General features: G+C 62.7%; 18 protein-coding genes. 9 read left to right on the forward strand and 9 right to left on the reverse strand.

Annotated elements, in window-relative coordinates; translation table 11 throughout:
- Nucleotides 1–200 precede the first annotated feature (200 nt).
- From IFT57_RS24550 to IFT57_RS24560, 3 genes are read left to right on the forward strand one after another with little or no spacing between them, the layout of a single operon-like run.
- Nucleotides 201–938: a gluconate 2-dehydrogenase subunit 3 family protein gene (locus tag IFT57_RS24550; protein ID WP_122796641.1), complete on the forward strand. Its 738-nt coding sequence runs from the start codon at nt 201–203 to the stop codon at nt 936–938.
- A 1-nt stretch (nt 939) separates the two neighbouring features.
- Nucleotides 940–2724 (forward strand): GMC family oxidoreductase, encoded by a 1785-nt coding sequence (locus IFT57_RS24555; protein WP_192152978.1) that lies wholly within the window; start codon nt 940–942, stop codon nt 2722–2724.
- 11 nt (nt 2725–2735) lie between these two features.
- On the forward strand, nt 2736–4049 hold the full coding sequence (locus tag IFT57_RS24560; protein ID WP_192152979.1) for a c-type cytochrome: 1314 nt from the start codon (nt 2736–2738) through the stop codon (nt 4047–4049).
- Between the two features lie 146 nt (nt 4050–4195).
- Here the strand turns inward: IFT57_RS24560 and IFT57_RS24565 are convergent, their stop codons facing one another.
- Nucleotides 4196–4882 carry a FadR/GntR family transcriptional regulator gene (locus IFT57_RS24565; RefSeq protein WP_192152980.1) on the reverse strand — a complete coding sequence of 229 codons (687 nt, stop codon included), beginning with the start codon at nt 4880–4882 and terminating at the stop codon, nt 4196–4198.
- Nucleotides 4883–5148: 266 nt separating this feature from the next.
- On the opposite strand from IFT57_RS24565, the gene IFT57_RS24570 reads away from it, so the two are divergent.
- From IFT57_RS24570 to IFT57_RS24585, 4 genes are all read left to right on the forward strand, one after another.
- Complete coding sequence (locus IFT57_RS24570) at nt 5149–6495, forward strand: MFS transporter (RefSeq protein WP_446731221.1); 1347 nt, start codon at nt 5149–5151, stop codon at nt 6493–6495.
- A 91-nt stretch (nt 6496–6586) separates the two neighbouring features.
- Nucleotides 6587–7921, forward strand: coding sequence for a glucarate dehydratase (gene gudD / locus IFT57_RS24575; protein ID WP_244657421.1), 1335 nt, complete (start codon nt 6587–6589; stop codon nt 7919–7921).
- A 398-nt stretch (nt 7922–8319) separates the two neighbouring features.
- Entirely contained in the window at nt 8320–9024 is a 705-nt protein-coding gene (locus tag IFT57_RS24580) for a carbonic anhydrase (protein ID WP_192152982.1), read from the forward strand.
- A gap of 184 nt (nt 9025–9208) precedes the next feature.
- The gene (locus IFT57_RS24585; protein WP_192152983.1) at nt 9209–10738 is read left to right on the forward strand and encodes a SulP family inorganic anion transporter; all 1530 of its coding nucleotides are present in this window, start codon (nt 9209–9211) and stop codon (nt 10736–10738) included.
- 66 nt (nt 10739–10804) lie between these two features.
- Here the strand turns inward: IFT57_RS24585 and IFT57_RS24590 are convergent, their stop codons facing one another.
- Complete coding sequence (locus tag IFT57_RS24590; protein WP_192152984.1) at nt 10805–11452, reverse strand: hypothetical protein; 648 nt, start codon at nt 11450–11452, stop codon at nt 10805–10807.
- 174 nt (nt 11453–11626) lie between these two features.
- Here IFT57_RS24590 and IFT57_RS24595 point away from each other — a divergent pair, with 174 nt between their 5' ends.
- Nucleotides 11627–12259, forward strand: coding sequence for an SCO family protein (locus tag IFT57_RS24595; RefSeq protein ID WP_122796632.1), 633 nt, complete (start codon nt 11627–11629; stop codon nt 12257–12259).
- 26 nt (nt 12260–12285) lie between these two features.
- Here IFT57_RS24595 and IFT57_RS24600 read toward each other — a convergent pair whose 3' ends face one another.
- From IFT57_RS24600 to IFT57_RS24610, 3 genes are read right to left on the reverse strand one after another with little or no spacing between them, the layout of a single operon-like run.
- Complete coding sequence (locus IFT57_RS24600; protein ID WP_192152985.1) at nt 12286–13059, reverse strand: MetQ/NlpA family ABC transporter substrate-binding protein; 774 nt, start codon at nt 13057–13059, stop codon at nt 12286–12288.
- 40 nt (nt 13060–13099) lie between these two features.
- Nucleotides 13100–13771, reverse strand: a complete 672-nt coding sequence (locus IFT57_RS24605; protein WP_122796630.1) for a methionine ABC transporter permease — start codon at nt 13769–13771, stop codon at nt 13100–13102.
- Complete coding sequence (locus IFT57_RS24610; protein WP_192152986.1) at nt 13771–14778, reverse strand: ATP-binding cassette domain-containing protein; 1008 nt, start codon at nt 14776–14778, stop codon at nt 13771–13773. Before IFT57_RS24610 ends, IFT57_RS24605 begins: the two co-directional genes overlap by 1 nt.
- Nucleotides 14779–15062: 284 nt before the next feature.
- Here IFT57_RS24610 and katE point away from each other — a divergent pair, with 284 nt between their 5' ends.
- Nucleotides 15063–17201 carry a catalase HPII gene (gene katE / locus IFT57_RS24615; protein ID WP_122714858.1) on the forward strand — a complete coding sequence of 713 codons (2139 nt, stop codon included), beginning with the start codon at nt 15063–15065 and terminating at the stop codon, nt 17199–17201.
- Here the strand turns inward: katE and IFT57_RS24620 are convergent.
- The 4 genes from IFT57_RS24620 to IFT57_RS24635 all read right to left on the reverse strand — a co-directional run bounded on the left by IFT57_RS24620 (nt 17198) and on the right by IFT57_RS24635 (nt 20120).
- Nucleotides 17198–17905: a PA5502 family lipoprotein gene (locus tag IFT57_RS24620; protein WP_192152987.1), complete on the reverse strand. Its 708-nt coding sequence runs from the start codon at nt 17903–17905 to the stop codon at nt 17198–17200. The two genes, katE and IFT57_RS24620, sit on opposite strands and share 4 nt — an antisense overlap.
- 187 nt (nt 17906–18092) lie before the next feature.
- The gene (gene znuB / locus IFT57_RS24625; protein ID WP_122796627.1) at nt 18093–18875 is read right to left on the reverse strand and encodes a zinc ABC transporter permease subunit ZnuB; all 783 of its coding nucleotides are present in this window, start codon (nt 18873–18875) and stop codon (nt 18093–18095) included.
- Nucleotides 18868–19638: a zinc ABC transporter ATP-binding protein ZnuC gene (gene znuC, locus IFT57_RS24630; RefSeq protein WP_192152988.1), complete on the reverse strand. Its 771-nt coding sequence runs from the start codon at nt 19636–19638 to the stop codon at nt 18868–18870. Before znuC ends, znuB begins: the two co-directional genes overlap by 8 nt.
- Complete coding sequence (locus IFT57_RS24635) at nt 19638–20120, reverse strand: Fur family transcriptional regulator (RefSeq protein ID WP_122480095.1); 483 nt, start codon at nt 20118–20120, stop codon at nt 19638–19640. The genes znuC and IFT57_RS24635 overlap by 1 nt, the downstream gene beginning before the upstream one ends.
- Between the last annotated feature and the right edge of the window lie 15 nt (nt 20121–20135).

A 20135-nucleotide genomic window follows, 5' to 3' on the forward strand; every position in this document is an offset into this window, starting at 1 on the left:
TTTCATTTGCCGTCACAAATGGATACATTTGTCGGCTGAACCGTCAGGGCGACATTTTGCCGCGCCTGGCTTCGTGCCGAATGTGTCGCGTCTGCGCCTTCCACAAAGCACCACCCGCCCCTGGCCGCGTGGTGCAACGAACACGTACCGCCGGGCTGCGCATCGATAAAAACCGTATCGAACAGCTGATGAGAAACTTGATGTCCGAGCAAGAAAACAACCCGCGCCGGGATTTTCTGCGCAAAACCCTGACCCTCATTCCGGTGGTGACCGTCGCCAGCAGCGGCCTGGGCGTCGCAGCCCTGACGGGCAATGCCAACGCCGAGGCTCGGTCGGCAGCACCTGCGCCCGTGCCCGCCGCCGACTATCAGCCGTCATTTTTCACTGCTGAAGAATGGGCTTTCGTTCAAGCCGCAGTGGCTCGCTTGATTCCGGCGGACGATCTGGGCCCCGGCGCTCTGGAAGCCGGAGCGGCGGAATTCATCGACCGCCAGATGAATACGCCCTACGCCACAGGCGCGCTGTGGTACATGCAGGGCCCGTTCGTGACCGACGCCGCGCCACAGATGGGCTATCAGCTGCAGTTGGTGCCACAGCAGATCTACCGCTTGGGCATCGCCGCCACCGATGCGTGGTGCAAGGCTCAATCAGGCAAGACGTTCGCTGAGCAAGACAGCGCTACCCAAGACCATATTCTCGGCAAGATCGAATCCGCTGAGCTGGTTTTCGATGAACTGCCTGCCACGGCATTTTTCAGCCTGATTCTGCAGAACACCCGCGAAGGCTTCTTCTGCGACCCGGTGCATGGCGGCAACAAGGGGATGGTCGGCTGGACGCAGATCGGTTTTCCAGGCGCCCGCGCCGATTTCATGGACTGGGTGGAACGCAACGAGCAATACCCCTTCCCGGCAGTGTCGATTCGCGGCGAGAGGGCCTGACATGGCAACGGTAATGAAAAAGGTCGACGCGGTCATCGTCGGGTTCGGCTGGACCGGCGCGATCATGGCCAAGGAGCTCACCGAGGCAGGCCTCAACGTGGTAGCGCTGGAGCGCGGCCCGATGCAGGACACCTACCCTGACGGCAGTTATCCACAGGTGATCGACGAGTTGACCTACAGCGTGCGCAAGAAGCTGTTCCAGGACATCTCCAAGGAAACCGTGACCATCCGTCACAGCGTCAACGACGTCGCCCTGCCCAACCGTCAGTTGGGTGCGTTTCTGCCAGGCAAGGGCGTCGGCGGCGCCGGTCTGCACTGGTCCGGCGTGCATTTTCGAGTCGATCCCATCGAGCTGCGCATGCGCAGCCACTACGAAGAGCGCTACGGCAAGCAGTTCATTCCCAAGGACATGACCATCCAGGATTTCGGCGTCAGCTATGAAGAGCTGGAACCGTTCTTCGATTTCGCCGAAAAAGTCTTCGGCACCTCGGGTCAGGCCTGGACGGTGAACGGCGTGCGCGTCGGCGAAGGCAAGGGTGGCAACCCGTATGCGCCGGATCGTTCCAACCCGTTCCCGCTGGCCTCGCAGAAGAACACCGTGTCGGCGCAGCTGTTCCAGAAGGCTGCGGCCGAGGTCGGTTACAAGCCGTACAACCTGCCGTCGGCGAATACATCCGGGCCGTATACCAACCCCTATGGCGCGCAGATGGGCCCCTGCAACTTCTGCGGCTTCTGCAGTGGCTATGTCTGCTACATGTATTCCAAGGCGTCACCGAACGTGAACATTCTGCCGGCGCTGCGTCAGGTCGACACCTTCGAGCTGCGCACCAATGCCCACGTGCTGCGGGTCAACCTGGACAGCAGCAAGCGCAAGGCAACCGGAGTGACCTACGTCGATGCCCAGGGCCGTGAGGTCGAGCAACCGGCGGACCTGGTGATCCTCGCAGCTTTCCAGTTCAACAACGTGCGCTTGATGCTGCTCTCCGGCATCGGCCAGCCTTACGACCCCAAGACCGGCGAAGGTGTGGTCGGCAAGAATTTCGCCTATCAGAACATGGCCACCATCAAGGCCTTCTTCGACAAGGACACCCACACCAACAACTTCATCGGTGCCGGTGGCAACGGTGTGGCGTTCGACGACTTCAACGCCGACAACTTCGACCATGGCCCCCATGGTTTCGTCGGCGGCTCGCCGATGTGGGTCAACCAGGCCGGCAGCCGGCCCATCGCCGGCACGGCCAATCCACCCGGCACGCCTGCCTGGGGCAGTGCCTGGAAGAAGGCCACTGCCGACTACTACACCCATCAGGTGTCGATGGATGCCCACGGCGCCCATCAGTCCTATCGCGGCAACTACCTGGACCTGGACCCGGTGTACCGCGATGCCTATGGCCTGCCGTTGCTGCGCATGACCTTCGACTGGCAGGAAAACGACATCAAGATGAACCGCTTCATGGTCGAGAAAATGAGCAAGGTCGCCGCGGCCATGAACCCCAAGGCGATTGCCCTGCTCGGCAAGAAAGTCGGCGAGCATTTCAACACGGCCTCCTACCAGACCACCCACCTCAACGGCGGCGCGATCATGGGCACCGACCCCAAGACCAGTGCAATCAACCGCTATCTGCAGTGCTGGGATGTGCCCAACGTATTCGTTCCAGGCGCCTCGGCCTTTCCCCAGGGGTTGGGCTACAACCCCACTGGCCTGGTGGCTGCACTGACCTACTGGTCGGCGCGGGCCATTCGCGAGCAGTACCTGAAGAACCCCGGCCCGCTGGTGCAGGCATAAGGAGCGCAGAGATGAACGTTATCCAGATCGCTGCGCTGACCTTGCTCGCCAGCCTGTCGACCAGCCTGCCGGCGTGGGCCTCCGAGCCCGACGACGCCCTGATCGAGCAGGGTCGCTACCTCGCTCGTGCCGGTGATTGCGTGGCCTGCCATACCGCCAAGGGTGGTGCGCCATTCGCGGGTGGGCTGGGCATGGAAACCCCGATCGGCACGGTCTACTCGACCAATATCACGCCACACAGCGACGGCATCGGCAATTACAGTTTCGACGACTTCGACAAGGCCGTGCGCCACGGCATCGGCAAAAGTGGCAGCAGCCTGTATCCGGCCATGCCCTACCCATCGTATGCACGGGTCAGCGATGCCGACATGCACGCGCTGTATGCCTACTTCATGAAGGGCGTGGCGCCGGTGGCCGAACCGAACAAGGCGACCGACATTCCATGGCCATTGAGCATGCGCTGGCCGTTGGCGATCTGGCGCGGGCTGTTCGCCCCGGCCGTGAGCGCCTATCAGGCGCCGCCGGGCTCCGACCCGGTGATCAGCCGCGGTGCCTATCTGGTCGAGGGGCTCGGGCACTGTGGTGCCTGCCATACGCCGCGGGCGATCACGATGCAGGAGAAGGCCCTGAGCGCCGCCGACAACGCCGACTTCCTGGCTGGCAGCGCACCGCTCGAAGGCTGGATCGCCAAGAGCCTGCGCGGCGATCACAAGGATGGCCTGGGCAGCTGGAGCGAAGAGCAACTGGTGCAGTTTCTCAAGACCGGCCGCAGCGACCGCAGTGCGGTGTTCGGCGGCATGAGCGACGTGGTCGAGCACAGCATGCAGTACATGAGCCACGAAGACCTCACCGCGATTGCCCGCTACCTGAAGACGCTGCCGGCAGTGGACCGCGCCGACAAGCCGCATGAATACGATGCGCGCGTGGCCGATGCGCTGTGGAAGGGCGACGACAGCAAGGTCGGTGCCGGGGTGTACATCGACAACTGCGCGGCCTGTCATCGGACCGATGGCCAGGGCTATGCGCGGGTATTCCCAGCCTTGGCCGGCAACCCGGTGCTGCAGACCGAGGATGCCAGTTCGTTGATCCACATCGTGCTGGCAGGAGGCACGTTGCCAGCTACGCACACGGCGCCGTCGACGTTCACCATGCCTGCCTTCGCCTGGCGCCTGTCGGACCAGGAAGTGGCCGACGTGGTGAACTTCATCCGCACCAGCTGGGGCAACCAGGGCTCGGCGGTGTCGGCCGGCGACGTCAAGCAGATGCGCGGCGATGACATGAAACACAACTCCGGCGATGACCTGGGGCAGTCGACCAGCCATTGATCATGGCTGGCGGCCTCTTCGCGGGCAGAGGGCTCGCCGCCCGCCCCGCTCCCACAAAGCCGGTTGAGAATTCACCCCACTGTGGGAGCGGGTCTCTGCCCGCGAAGAGGCCCTCACTGACACTCTTCAGTGAGAAGGCCTCCCCCTCAATCCGCATTGAAACGATCGCGGCTGTTGCTCAAATGCAGCCACATCGCCGCCCGCGCCGCATCGGCGTCCTGCTTGCGAATAGCCTGGTAGATCGCCTCATGCTCGAGGTTCGCCACCTGCCCCAGCTGGGACAGATCGGCATCGCCCTTCTCCAGCGCATTCAGGCGAGTGCGCGGAATCATCGCATCGCCCAGGTGCTGCATGATGTCGGTGAAATACGTATTGCCGGTCGCCTCGGCAATCAGCAGGTGAAAGCGTTTGTCTTCCTCAACGCAACTGTCGTTGTTGGCCAGCGAACGTTGATAGTCATCCAGCGCCTTGCGCATACGTTGCAACTGTTGCTCGCTGCGACGCTTGGCCGCCAGGGCCGCTGCCTGGGTTTCCAGGCCCAGGCGCAATTCCAGGATGCCGCGCACGCTGAGCGCCGTATCCACGTTCAAACGCAGGCCATGGGCCGGCTCGCGCTGCAACACGAAGGTCCCCACGCCATGCCGGGCCTCCACCAACCCGGACGCCTGCAAGCGTGACAACGCTTCGCGCACCACGGTCCTGCTGACCCCGTGCTCGGCCACAATGGCGCCCTCCGACGGCAGTTTGGCCCCTGGCGCCAAGGTGCCCAGGCGAATCTGCTGGCTCAAGGCCTCGACCAGTACATGGGCCAGGCTGTTGGGTCGCTTGGACATCGATGAGCCCCCCTGAGGAAAAATCCGATCATACCTTGGGTGTACCACTCAGGCATTGCACCGGACCCGGTACGGGTGGCGCGGAGTGACCATCGACATTGCCACCTGCCTACCGAAGATGTATGACAACGACGGATGGCATACTCAAATTCTCTACCGGCGTTGAGTTTAATCAATGGTGAGTTGTATGATGTCTGCCGACCGAGCACACAGCTGCCGATCGATCCACAAACTACCCGCATAAAAACAATCAGTGGGAGATTTGAATTGTGAGCAATTCAAACGTTGCAACCGGCGATGCCGTCCTGGCCCGCGCCGTCTCGAAAGTGAAGCGTCACGTACTCCCGCTGTTCGTCATCATGTTCATTGTCAACTACATCGATCGGGTCAACATCGGCTTCGTGCGAACGCACCTGGAGCATGACCTGGGCATCGGTGCGGCGGCCTATGGCTTCGGTGCCGGGTTGTTCTTCATCGGCTATGCGCTGTTCGAAGTGCCGTCCAACATGCTCTTGCAGAAAGTCGGCGCACGGGTCTGGCTGACGCGGATCATGTTCACCTGGGGCATCGTCGCGACGATGATGGCGTTCATTCAGAACGAAACCCACTTCTACATTCTGCGCTTCCTGCTGGGGATCGCCGAAGCCGGTTTCTTCCCCGGGGTGATCTACTACTTCACCCGCTGGTTGCCTGGCGTCGAGCGTGGCAAGGCGATTGCCATCTTCCTCAGCGGTTCGGCCCTGGCCTCGCTGATTTCCGGGCCACTGGCCGGTGCCCTGTTGCAGATCGAAGGGCTGGGCATGCACGGCTGGCAGTGGATGTTCCTGATCGAAGGCCTGGCTTCGGTGCTGCTGTGCTTCTTCGTCTGGTTCTGGCTGGATTCCAAGGTTCACGATGCCAAATGGCTGACCCAGGAAGAGAAAGATACGCTGGTGGGCGAGATCGACCGCGAGCAGCGCGAGCGCGATGCCATGCACACCGTCAAGCCCACTTTGGGCACGCTGCTCAGGGATCGTCAGATCTTGCTGTTCTGCCTGATCTACTTCTGTATCCAGCTGACCATCTATGCGGCGACCTTCTGGCTGCCCAGCATCATCAAGAAAATGGGCGGCCTGGACGACCTGCAGGTGGGCTTCCTCAATTCCATACCTTGGCTGATCTCGATCATTGCCATGTACGGCTTTGCGGCCTTGTCCGGCAAGTTCAAGTTCCAGCAGGCATGGGTGGCCACGGCCTTGCTGATCGCCGCGGCCGGGATGTTCATGTCGACCACCGGTGGTCCGGTGTTCGCCTTCGTTGCCGTGTGTTTCGCCGCAATCGGCTTCAAGTCGGCCTCGTCGCTGTTCTGGCCCATTCCCCAGGCTTACCTGGATGCACGCATCGCTGCGGCGGTGATCGCCCTGGTCAACTCGGTGGGCAACCTGGGTGGCTTCGTTGCGCCGGCTACCTTCGGCTTTCTAGAACAGAGCACGGGCTCGATCCAGGGCGGGTTGTACGGCCTGGCCGGTACCTCGGTGCTGGCGGCAATCGTGGTGTTCTTCGCCCGTACCCAGCCCAAGCCCGGCAAGCCTGCCAACGGCATTGCCGAACCCGCCCAGGCCCGGTCGCTCTGACCAGCGCGATGCCTGCCCCGTTTTCGCCAGGCCCTAGCGGCGCCTGGCGTGGATCAATGACAAGGACAACAACATGGAGAAGGAAAACAACATGACCGCACACAACGCTCCTGTCGTCACCAGCCTGCAAGTCATCCCGGTTGCCGGACACGACAGCATGCTGCTCAATCTCAGCGGCGCCCATGGCCCGTTCTTCACCCGCAACATCGTGATTCTCAAGGACAGCGCCGGCAACACCGGGGTTGGCGAGGTGCCTGGGGGCGAGCGCATTCGCGAAACCCTGGAAGACGCCCGCAGCCTGGTGGTGGGCCAGCCCATCGGCCAGTACCAGCAGATCCTCAACCGCATGCGCACCACCTTCGCGGCCCGTGACAGCGCCGGCCGCGGCCTGCAGACGTTCGACCTGCGCATTACCATCCATGCCGTGACGGCCATGGAAGCCGCCCTGCTCGACCTGCTCGGGCAGTTTCTCGAGGTGCCGGTGGCGGCGCTGCTGGGTGAAGGCCAACAGCGCGATGCTGTGAAGATGCTCGGCTACCTGTTCTATGTGGGCGATCGTGGCCAGACCGACCTGGCCTACCGCAGCGAGCCGGACGCCTCTGATGACTGGAGCCGCCTGCGTCACGAAAAGGCAATGACCCCCGAGGCGGTAGTGCGATTGGCCGAAGCGGCCAAGGCCAAGTACGGCTTCAACGACTTCAAGCTCAAGGGCGGCGTGCTGCGCGGTGCCGAGGAAATCGAGGCGGTGACGGCGCTGGCCGAGCGCTTTCCCGACGCGCGCATCACCCTGGACCCCAACGGTGCCTGGTCATTGAAAGAGGCCATCGGCCTGTGCCGCGACCAGCACCATGTGCTGGCTTACGCCGAGGATCCCTGCGGCGCCGAAAACGGCTATTCGGGACGTGAAGTCATGGCCGAGTTCCGTCGTGCGACGGGCCTGCCCACCGCCACCAACATGATTGCTACCGATTGGCGCGAGATGGGCCATGCCATCCAGCTGCAGTCGGTGGACATCCCGCTGGCCGATCCGCATTTCTGGACCATGCAGGGTTCGGTACGGGTGGCGCAGATGTGCAACGACTGGGGGCTGACCTGGGGCTCGCACTCCAACAACCATTTCGACATTTCGCTGGCCATGTTCACCCAGGTGGCGGCCGCCGCGCCGGGCGAGATCACCGCGATCGACACGCACTGGATCTGGCAGGATGGCCAGCGTCTGACCAAGCAGCCGTTGCAGATCGTCGATGGCTTCGTCAAGGTGCCGGCCAAACCGGGCCTGGGCGTGGACATCGACATGGACGAAGTGGCCAAGGCCCACGAGCTGTACAAGGCCAAGGGCCTGGGTGCGCGAGACGACGGCATTGCCATGCAATACCTGATCTCGGGTTGGCAATTCGACAACAAACGTCCCTGCCTGGTGCGCTGATCCATCCCTGCACCGCGTGGATCGCTGACGCGGCTCGCGCCGCTGCTACAAAGATTGCGTGGCTCATGACGCGGCCTGCGCCGTTGTTATGAATTTCACGATTCCTGTAGCAGCGGCGCAAGCCGCGTCGGCGGTTTAAGCGGTGCATCTGGGAGAACGCGGTGAAGCCGGACGCGACTCGCGCCGCTGCTACAGGGACGCCGTCCATCGTCTCGGCAAACCACCACCCCGCGCAATAGACGCCTCGATTCAGGTTCAGTTAAGTTTTCACCGGTAGGGTTAGTGGCAAATGACTCACGAGTCATAATCCTGTGTGAATCGTCTCGTCCAGCCATGAGCTGTGGGAATTTTTACCCGGTAAACTGGGAACCATCTCAAATCCAGCAAGAGGATGAATCATGAGCGACAAGGATCCTACACCGAGCCATTCCGACACCGCTGAAGCCTCCATGAAGCTGATCGTCGATGGTTTTTTGCGTTTCCACCATGACGTGTTCCCCCAGCAGCAAGAATTGTTCAAGAAGCTCGCCACCGCACAAGCGCCGCGTGCCATGTTCATTACCTGCGCCGACTCGCGCATCGTCCCGGAACTGATCACGCAAAGCTCCCCGGGCGATCTGTTCGTTACCCGTAACGTCGGCAACGTCGTACCGCCCTATGGGCAGATGAACGGCGGCGTGTCCACGGCTCTGGAATACGCCATTCTGGCGCTGGGCGTGCAGCACGTCATCGTCTGCGGTCACTCCGACTGCGGCGCCATGCGTGCGGTACTCAACCCCGCTTCGCTGGAAAAGATGCCTACGGTCAAAGCCTGGCTGCGTCACTCGGAAGTGGCCCGCACCGTGGTCGAAGACAACTGCAACTGCGCCAACGAAGCCGAAAGCATGAAAGTGCTGACCGAAGAAAACGTCATCTCCCAATTGCAGCACCTGCGCACGCACCCTTCGGTGGCTTCGCGCATGGCCAGCGGTCAGTTGTACATCCATGGCTGGATCTACAACATCGAAACCAGCGAGATCAAAGCCTACGACGCTGAGCAGGACTGCTTCCTGCCGCTCGGCAGCGAGACAATGCCAAGCGCTACGCCCAAAGGCCGGTTCTAATAACCGCGTCGTTCGTATGACAGGGCCCGCCGGGCCGTAACCTGTCGACAGCACCTTCCATCCACTGCTTGCCGGATCCTTTCATCCCAGCCACGTTGGCTGGGTCACGAAGGATCGGGCAGGCATGGTGCTGCCTGTCGAAAAGTGCGGCCTGGCTCGCTTGAATGCTTGCAGGAGATTGAACGTGAATATTGCACAGATAAAAGCAGTGTTGCCGCGCGAGTTGCTCGCATCGGTCGTGGTGTTTCTGGTCGCGCTGCCGTTGTGCATGGGTATCGCCATCGCCTCGGGTATGCCGCCTTCCAAAGGTCTGATCACCGGCATCATAGGCGGTATCGTGGTCGGGTTTCTGGCCGGCTCGCCGTTACAGGTCAGCGGCCCCGCTGCGGGCCTTGCGGTGTTGGTCTTCGAGCTGGTGCGCCAGCACGGCATGGCCATGCTCGGGCCGATCCTGCTGCTGGCCGGCCTGCTGCAACTGCTTGCCGGACGCTTCAAGCTGGGTTGCTGGTTCCGCGTCACGGCACCCGCCGTGGTCTACGGCATGCTGGCCGGTATCGGCGTGCTGATCGTGCTGTCCCAGGTTCATGTGATGCTCGACCGCGCACCGCAACCTTCGGGCCTGAGCAATCTGATCCAATTCCCGGCTGCCGTCGGCCAGGCCATTCCCAGCATCGGTGGCGGGCTGGGCTGGCAAGCCGGGCTGTTGGGCCTGCTGACCATCGTCGTGATGTATGCCTGGGAAAAATTGCGTCCGCAGAAGCTGCGCTTCGTACCCGGTGCATTGCTGGGCGTGGGCCTGGCGACCGGGCTGAGCCTGTTCTTCGCCATGCAGGTCAAACGCGTCGAAGTGCCAGCCAACCTGGCGGAGGCCATCGACTGGCTGCGTCCGGCCGATCTGCTCAACCTGGCCGATCCGGCTGTATTGATCGCCGCCATCGCCGTTGCCTTCATCGCCAGTGCCGAGACCCTGCTGTCGGCGGCTGCGGTCGACCGCATGCACAACGGCCAGCGCTCCGATTTCGACCGCGAGCTGTCGGCACAGGGCGTAGGCAACATGCTCTGCGGCATTCTGGGCGCGCTGCCCATGACTGGGGTAATCGTGCGCAGCTCGGCCAATGTCCAGGCCGGTGCACAAACCCGCATGTCGGCAATTCTGCACGGTGTCTGGCTGCTGGGGTTCGTGGTTCTGTTGTCCAGCCTGCTGCAGAGCATCCCGGTCGCAAGCCTGGCGGGTGTACTGGTCTTCACCGGCGTCAAGCTGGTCGATTTCAAGGCCTTCAAGGGCCTGGGTCGCTACGGTCGGATGCCGATGTTCACCTACGCAGCCACGGCGCTGGCGATCGTCTTCACCGACCTGCTCACCGGTGTGCTGCTGGGTTTCGCCCTGACCTTGCTGAAGCTGGCCTTCAAGGCCGCACGCCTGAAGATCACCCTGATCGACCAGGCACCGGGTGAAGTGGAACTGCGCATGGTGGGCTCGGCGACCTTTCTCAAGGTACCGGCCCTGACCAAGGCCCTGGCGAGCATTCCGGAAGGTACCACCGTGCACGTGCCACTGGCCGGGTTGAACTACATCGACCACTCGTGCCTGGAGCTGCTGGAAGACTGGGGTCGGGCGAACCAGAGCAAGGGTTCGCGAATGATCATCGAAAGCCGCGGGCTGAAGCGGCGTATCGAGGGTCGGCTGCGTACCACGGCAGGCTTCGGCAGCTAGCACGATAGCGCAGACCGGCTGCACGGGGCCTGGCGAAGAACGCTCGCCAAGCCCCGGCGCAGGCTCTCAGGAGCTGGCCGCGTTCAAGTCCAGGCCAATGCCCAGGCGTCGTGACATGCACGGCCATTGCTGCCAGGCCGCGCCGGTTTCAGGGCTGATCAGCTTGTCGCGATAGGCTTGCACCGACGGCAGCTCGAAGCGCTCGTCACAGAGCATCTGATCCACCGAATGATGCACCACCTCATCCAGCTGGTTGGCGAACGTTTCGCCGATCAACTGGTGAGCGATGAGGTTGGCCACGGTCATGTCCAACGGTATCAGCGGCTGGCCCAAATGGCGGATGTACAGGTCGTTGACTTCCTCGACCAGACGATGGGCCAGGTAAGCTTCGTCGAGCAGGCCATCCAGCCCCTCCTGGCCGGCCAGAATTTCGGGCGGTTGCAGGAAGTACTCTTCGGCTATCTTCAATACCGGCTTGATCTGCGACTCGATTCCGGCCTTGCCGGCGACTTCGCTGGCCGCATCGAGCAACTGCGGGACTTCCTCGATGTAGGCGCTGACGAAGCGCCACAAAGCGATACCGCCGCCCTCTGCCAGGTCGATGGCCGGGTGCAGCTGCGGCAATTGTTTTTCCAGACGTTGATGCAGGTGGCCGGTGGCGGCCTCGTGTTCGGTTGCACGTTGAATCTGCTCGCGCAATGCGGCGGTATTCATGAAGGCTCCAGGCGAGTGTCACGCAAGTGTAGTGGGAACGATAGCTGGCCCATCGGGAAGGCTAAGACGCATTTGTCATAGTAAGGACACATTTCATAACGGCGCGTGACCACTACCCTCCCGGGGATCGGCCTGCTAACGTCGCTCACTTCCACATGCACTGACCCCGAGCCCATGACCACAGCGCAGAAAATCGTCTTTACCGTTGCCGGTGCCCTTGCCTTGCTGATCGGATTGAGCGTTCATCACCTGCTCAAGGGGCAACCCCAGCCCGACCGCGCCGGGCTGGTCGATGCGGGCATCATCCTGTTGGCGCAGAGCCGGGCGATGCCAGTGCTGCAGATGACCGATCAGAACGGCTCGGTCGTCCACGTCGACCAGCTCGAAGGCAAGTGGTCGCTGCTGTTCTTCGGCTACACGTTCTGCCCGGATATCTGCCCGACCACGCTGGCCAATCTGCGCGATGTGCAGAACCAGCTACCGGACGCCACGCGCGAGCGCCTGCAGGTGGTGCTGATCAGTGTCGATCCGCACCGCGACACGCCCGAGCGGCTCAAGCAATACCTGGGTTATTTCAAGGCGGGATTCCAGGGGTGGGTGGCGCCGGTCGACACCTTGCAGACGCTGGCCAGCGCCATCAGCATCCCCTTCATTGCGGCCGACACGCGCAAGCCCAATTACCTGGTGGAACACAGCGCCAACCTGGCGTTGATCGGGCCGGATGGGCGACAGCGCGGGTTCATCCGCGGGCCCATCGACAATGCCAAGATGATCGCCCAGCTTCCGGGGCTGGTCGCGGGCGATTGAGGGGCGCGGGTCAAGCCGTCACTGGCCTAGAAGGCCGGCAATACCGCACCCTTGTACTTCTCGGTGATGAACTGCTTGAGCTCGGGGCTGTGCAGCGCGGCTGCCAGCTTCTGCATGGCAGGCGAGTCTTTGTTGTCAGGGCGTGCGACCAGAATGTTCACGTATGGTGAGTCGCTGCCTTCGATGAACAGTGCGTCCTTGGACGGATCCAGCTTGGCTTCCAGGGCATAGTTGGTGTTGATCAGGGCCAGGTCGACCTGGGTCAGCACGCGCGGGATGGTCGCTGCCTCCAGCTCACGGATCTTCAGGCCCTTGGGGTTCTCGACGATGTCCCTGGTGGTCGCCAGGATGTTGCTCTGGTCCTTGAGGCGAATCAGCCCGTACTTCTGCAACAGCAACAGCGCGCGGCCGCCGTTGGTGGCGTCGTTAGGCACCACCACGTTGGCACCGTTGGCCAGCTCGCCGAGCTCCTTGATCTTGCTCGAATAGGCGCCCAGCGGCTCCAGATGCACGCCGGTCACGGCGACCAGGCCGGCACCCTTGGCTTTGTTGAACTCATCCAGATATGGCTGGTGCTGGAAGAAATTGGCGTCCATTTTCTTCTGCTCGACCTGGACGTTGGGCTGAATGTAGTCGGTGAACACCTTGATGTTGAGGTCCACGCCCTGTTCGGCCAGCTGCGGCTTGACGAATTCGAGAATCTCCGCATGAGGCACCGCAGTGGCTGCCACGCTCAGGGTTTCGTTGGCCTGGGCGGACAGTGCAGCGACGGCGGCCATGGCGGCCAGTAGTCTTTTCATTTTCGATTTCCTTGTCGGCCCTCGGGAGCCTGACCTTGAATTATTTGCGCGAGAAGTGCACGACCAGACGGTCGCCGAGCATCTGCAGCAGTTGGACCATCAGAATCAGAATGATCACCGTGACGTACATCACGTTGTCCTGGAAGCGCTGGTAGCCGTAGCGAATCGCCAGGTCGCCCAGGCCTCCGGCGCCTACGACGCCGGCCATCGCGGTGTACGAGACCAGGGTGATGGTCGTCACGGTGATGGCTGCGATGATCCCCGGCATGGCCTCGGGCACCAGTGCCCGGGTGATGATCTGCCGCGTGGTCGCCCCCATGGCCTGGGTCGCCTCGATGATGCCGCGGTCGACCTCGCGCAGGGCGGTTTCCACCAGGCGCGCAAAGAACGGCACGGTGCCGATGACCAGTGGCGGAATCGCCCCGGCAACGCCCAGCGAGGTGCCCACCAACACCACCGTGGCGGGAATGAGCAGGATGATCAGGATGATGAACGGCAGCGAGCGCACCACGTTGACGATGAACGAGAGCACCGCATACAGCCGTGGCTTTTCGAACATCTGCCGTGGGCTGGTGAGAAACAGCAGGACACCCAGCGGCAGGCCCAAAAGGATGGTGAACAGCAGCGAAGCGCCCAGCATGACCAGCGTATCCAGGGTGGCCTGCCAGATTTCGCTCCAGTCGACGCTGGCAAAGAAGTTGATCAGGTCCATCAGCGCAGCACCTCCATGTGAACGTCCGCAGCGGTGAAGCGGGCGAAGGCCGCGTCCATGTCGCCGCCGGTGATAGCCAGGGTCAACTGGCCATAGGGGGTGTCCTTGATGCGGTCGATACGACCGGCCAGGATGCTGTAGTCGACACCGGTCTCGCGTGCCACCGTGCCCAGCAGAGGCGCATAGGTGGCCTCGCCCTGGAACGTCAGGCGCACAATGCGCCCCGCCACGTGGGCGAAGTCGCTGCGCTGTTCGTTCTCGTCCACCTGCTCGTCTTCCTGGACGAAGCGGCGCGTGGTCGGATGCTGCGGATGCAGAAACACATCGGCTACCGGGCCCTGTTCGACGATGCGCCCGGCGTCCATCACCGCGACCTGGTCGCAGACCCGACGGATCACGTCCATTTCATGGGTGATGAGCACGATGGTCAGCTGCAGTTCGCGGTTGATTTCCGCCAGCAGTTGCAGCACCGAGGCCGTGGTCTGCGGATCCAGGGCACTGGTGGCCTCGTCGCAGAGCAGGATTTTCGGGTTGGTCGACAGCGCGCGGGCGATGCCGACGCGCTGCTTCTGACCGCCCGACAGCTGCGCCGGGTACTTGCGTGCATGGTCGGATAGGCCGACGCGCTCGAGCAACTGGGCCACGCGCTGGTCGATCTCCCTGCGCGACAGGCGGCCGGCCAGGTTCAGCGGCATCGCCACGTTGTCGGCGACGGTCTTGGAGGCCAGCAGGTTGAAGTGCTGGAAGATCATGCCGACCTGCTGCCGGAAGCCGCGCAGGGCATCGGCATCGAACGCGGTGACGTCTTCGCCGTCGACGATGATGGTACCGCCGCTAGGGTTTTCCAGCCGGTTGATCAGGCGCAGCAGCGTGCTTTTGCCCGCGCCGGAGTGGCCGATGAGGCCGAACACCTGGCCTGCCGGCACGATGAGCCGGGTGGGGTGCAGCGCGGGAATCTCCCTACCGGCCACGCGGTAGGTCTTTTGGACATCTTGGAACTCGATCACGTAGCGAACCTTGTGGGGCGCATGAATGGGGGCAGCGGGTAGCCGGGCGCGCATTTTAGCCCAGCCGTCCAGCGGCATTTAGCATTTATTTTCGCAACGACCTGTCATTTGGCAATAACGCGACTAAAGGTTGGATGGACACACCGTTCGCGAAAAAAAAGGAACGCCCGTGCAATGTGTCCGGTCACTTGCTGAGTATCCCTGGCCCATGCCTGCCGTGATCAGGTGAGGGTACTTATCAAAGTCCGTGAACGGACTGCCGTAAACCAAGGAGTTAAGGCCCGATGAGCAACAAGACCCCCCCTACCGGCAAGAGCGAAGCCGCTGGCACCGATACGCCGGATCGTCAGAACACCAACGCCAAGCTCGAATCGCTCGAGCAGTTCCGTGCCGATGGCACCGGGCAGGCGCTGCGCACCAACCATGGTGTGAAAATCAGCGACAACCAGAACACGCTCAAGGCGGGTCCACGCGGTCCGTCGCTGCTCGAAGACTTCATCATGCGTGAGAAAATCACGCACTTCGACCACGAACGTATCCCGGAGCGTATCGTCCACGCCCGCGGCACTGCGGCCCATGGTTTCTTCGAAACCTACGAAGACCACTCGGCGCTGACCAAAGCCGGTTTCCTCCGTGACCCGTCGAAGAAGACCCCGGTCTTCGTGCGCTTTTCCACCGTGCAGGGCCCGCGTGGCTCGGGCGACACCGTGCGCGACGTGCGTGGTTTTGCGGTCAAGCTCTACACCGACGAAGGCAACTTCGATCTGGTCGGCAACAACATGCCGATCTTCTTCATCCAGGACGCGATCAAGTTTCCCGACTTCGTTCACGCCGTGAAGCCTGAGCCGCACAACGAGATCCCGACCGGCGGCTCCGCCCACGACACCTTCTGGGACTTTGTCTCGCTGGTGCCGGAATCGGCGCACATGGTGCTTTGGACCATGTCCGACCGGGCGATCCCGAAAAGCCTGCGCACCATGCAGGGTTTCGGTATCCATACCTTCCGCTTCGTCAATGGCGAGGGCAAAGGCACATTCGTCAAGTTCCACTGGAAGCCCAAGTTCGGTACCTGCTCGCTGGTCTGGGACGAGGCGCAGAAACTGGCCGGCAAGGACACCGATTTCCACCGCCGTGACCTGTGGGAGTCCATCGAGATGGGCGACTACCCGGAATGGGAACTGGGCGTGCAGATCGTGCCGGAAGAAGACGAGCACAAGTTCGAATTCGACCTGCTCGACCCGACCAAGATCATCCCTGAAGAGCTGGTCCCGGTCACCCCGCTGGGCCGCATGGTGCTGGACCGTAACCCGGACAACTACTTCGCCGAGACCGAACAGGTTGCGTTCTGCCCAGGCCACATCGTGCCCGGCATCGACTTCAGCAACGACCCACTGCTGCAGGGCCGTCTGTTCTCCTACACCGATACCCAGATCAGTCGTCTCGGCGGGCCGAACTTCCACGAGATCCCGATCAACCGTCCGATCGCGCCGAACCACAACGGTCAGCGCGATGCCCAGCATCGCACCCGTATCGACAAGGGCCGTGCTTCCTACGAGCCGAACTCGATCGACGGCGGCTGGCCGAAGGAAACCCCATCGGCACCGATCGATGGCGGCTTCGAGACCTACCCGGAGCGCGTCGATGCGCACAAGGTCCGCGAGCGCAGCGAATCGTTCTCCGACCACTTCTCCCAGGCCACGCTGTTCTTCAACAGCATGAGCCATGCCGAGAAAGAGCACATCATCGCGGCCTACAGCTTCGAATTGGGCAAGGTCGAGCGCGAGTACATCCGTGCCCGTCAGGTCAACGAGATTCTGGCCAACATCGATCTGGAACTTGCTTCGCGCGTTGCGGCCAACCTGGGTCTGCCGGCGCCTGCCAAGGGCACCGTATCGGTCAAGCCTTCCTCGCTGAAGGAATCGCCTGCGCTGAGCCAGATGAACCTGCTGTCCGGTGACATCAAGAGCCGCAAGGTGGCCATTCTGGTTGCCAACGGCGTGGACGGCAATGCGGTTGCTGCGCTGCAGAAGGCCCTCAAGGCCGAAGGCGCGCATGCCAAGGTGCTGGGCCCTACCAGCGCACCGGTCAAGACGGCTGATGGCAAGACTCTGGCCGTCGACGCATCCCAGGAAGGCCTGCCTTCGGTGGCCTTCGACGCAGTATGGGTACCGGGTGGTGCCGATTCGATCAAGGCATTGAGCGCCGATGGCGTGGCACTGCACTACCTGCTCGAGGCCTACAAGCACCTCAAGGCAATCGGTATCAGCAAGGATGGCAAGGCGCTGCTCGAAGCGCTGCGCCTGAAGGAAGATGCCGGCCTGCTGGTGGGTGACGATGACAGCACCATCAAGGCGTTCATCGCCGCCATCGCCAAGCACCGCGTGTGGGATCGCGAGCCGGCCGCCAAAGCCATTCCGGCTTAACGGCGCGGTATAAGCACCATCTGGGTCGGTTGTCCGTGGACCACACGGCGACCGACCTTCAGTTGCATTTCCGGCAACTGTTCGCTGACGCGCTGCTTGAGCAGCGCTTCCAGCCGGCGATACTCGCCCGGTTGGGCCACCTGAATGATCACATCGCATTGGTAATGAACGACGTCGGTCGCGATGTCGTGCATTTGTGCGCGCAGCTGTGGCGCGCTGTGCATCTTCAACGGCACCGCTGAAACGCTGGCGTTCGGATCCAGCACCAAGGCCTTGGGTCGGGCTTCGGCAGCTTTAAGGGCGGCTTCGGCTTTTTCCAGTTCGGCCTTGCGGGCCTGGGCGATGGCGCCATTGACGCCACCGGTGAGCGCCGGTGCCTGGGGCATCAGCACGCGGGCACGGCCCAGCGCAGTGGCAGCCGCGTTGACGTCACCTTTCTGCAGCATCACCTGGCTGCGCTGCAGGTAGGCTTCGGCCAGCTGCCGCTGCGCCTCGGTGAGGCGTGGATCCTGCGGTGCCTGCGCCTGCAGCTTGACCAGTTGATCCTCGGCCGTGGCCAGTTCACTGCTGGCAATGTTTGTTTCCAGCTGCTGCCAGGCATCCGGACCCGCATCAGCGGCGTGGTCGGCCGGTGAGGTCTGGCAAGCGGTCAACACCAGGGAAAGTGTGGCAAGTAGCAGGTAACGGGAGACGAACGGCTTCATTGCTACGACTCTCTATTTGCCCAAAAAACGGCCAAGTCTACACCGTGGGGGGGTCGGCGAAAATATGGACGCCGAAAATCGCTGAAGCCACCACTCTTTGCCCGAGGAAAGCGGGGTCTGTGCCTGTCCACAGCTGGGCGATCGACGCGAGGTGTACAGATAACAGCGACTCGCGCCAGACACTCCACTACCGCTTGGGCAACGCAAAACTCAGCAGAAACAACACCGCCGCACTGACCACGATCGAAGGCCCGGCCGGCGTGTCCTTGAACCACGAGAGCGCCAACCCGGCACACACCGCGATCACCCCCAGCACACTGGCGCCCAGCGCCATCTGCTCGGGCGAGCGCGCATGCCGTTGTGCGGCGGCTGCCGGAATGATCAGCAATGAGGTGATCAGCAACACCCCGACGATCTTCATTGCCACCGCGATCACCACCGCAATCAGCAGCATCAAGGCCATGCGCAGCCCCACCACGGGCAGGCCTTCGATCCGTGCCAGCTCTTCGTGAACGGTGATCGCCAGCAGCGGCCGCCACAAGGCGATCAACAGCGCCAGCACCGCCACGCTGCCACCGATGATCCAATACAAATCGGTCGGGCTGATCGCCAGCAGATCACCAAACAGATAACCCATCAGGTCGATGCGCACGTCGTGCATGAAGCTCAGTACCACCAGACCCAGCGACAGGGTGCTGGGGGCGAGAATCCCCAACAGGGTGTCCGAGGCCAGCGGCTGGCGTTGTTGCAGGGTCACCAGCAGGATCGCCAGCAGCAGGCAGCCTACCGTGACTGCCAGTGCCGGGCTGATGTCGAGTACGAAGCCCAGGGCCACGCCCAGCAAGGCCGCATGGGACAAGGTATCGCCAAAATAGGCCATGCGCCGCCACACCACGAACGAGCCCAGCGGTCCCGCCACCACTGCCAGGGAAAGCCCCGCCAGCAAGGCATACAGTAAAAAATCAGCCATGCTTGCAGCTGTCTCCGTGTACATGAGTGTCACTGACCACGCTGCCGTGCAGGTCATGGGCGTGATCGTGATGGTGGTGATAGATGGCCAGGCTGGGAGCGTGGCTGCCGAACAGCTCGACGAATGCGGGATCACCGCTGACCTGCGCAGGGTGCCCGGAGCAGCACACATGCCGGTTCAGGCAGACCACCTGGTCGGTGGTGCTCATGACCAGATGCAGGTCGTGGGACACCATCAGCACACCGCAGCCGTGGCGTTCGCGCAGGCGCGTGATCAGGGCATACAGTTCGGCCTGGCCGGCCACGTCGACGCCTTGCACCGGCTCGTCGAGCACCAGCAGTTCAGGCTCGCGCAACAGTGCCCGCGCCAGCAGTACGCGCTGCATCTCACCGCCGGACACCGTCTGGATCGGGCTGTCGATGGTCTGCGCGGCGCCGACCTCTTCCAGCGCCGCCAGAGCCCGGGCGCGGTCCACACCTGGCATCAGGCGCAAAAAGCGCAGGACCGACAGCGGCAGGGTCGGATCGACGTGCAACTTCTGCGGCATGTAGCCGATGCGCAGCCGCGGCTTGCGCCAGACGCTCCCCGAATCGGGCTTGAGCAACCCGAGCACGGCACGCACCAGGGTGGTCTTGCCGGCGCCATTGGGGCCGATCAACGTCACGATTTCGCCGGGCTGCACGCACAGGTGGATGTCATCGAGCACTCGCTGGCCGGCGAACGCCACCGTGACCTGGTCCAGGCGGATCAAGGCTTCGCTCATCACGCCCCCTGACAGGCCGCGCACAGGCCGACCACTTCCACGGTTTGCCCCTCGACGACAAAGCCGACGCCCAGGGCGCTTTCGACGATGGCGTCGCTGATGGTCTTGTGCTCCAGCTCAACGGCCACATGGCAGGCGCGGCAGATCAGGAATTGGCCCTGATGGGCATGCTCGGGATGGTTGCAGCCGATGAAGGCGTTGAGCGAGGCAATGCGGTGCACCAGGTTGTTGTCGAGCAGAAAATCCAGGGCGCGGTAGACCGTGGGCGGTGCCGCGCGGCGGCCGTCCTGTTCGCTGAGCACGGCGAGGATGTCGTAGGCACCCAGTGGCTTGTGGCTTTGCCAGACCAGTTCCAGCACGCGACGACGCAAGGCGGTCAGGCGCAGGCCCTGTTTCAGGCACAAGGCATCGGCTTCGCTCAGCGCGTGGTGCACGCAATGCGAGTGGTCGTGGGGACGGCTGGCCAGCGGTGTTTTGGACATGAGCGGCGACGAATT

It is taken from the genome of Pseudomonas sp. CFBP 13719 (assembly GCF_014842095.1).
Taxonomy (GTDB): Bacteria; Pseudomonadota; Gammaproteobacteria; order Pseudomonadales; family Pseudomonadaceae; genus Aquipseudomonas.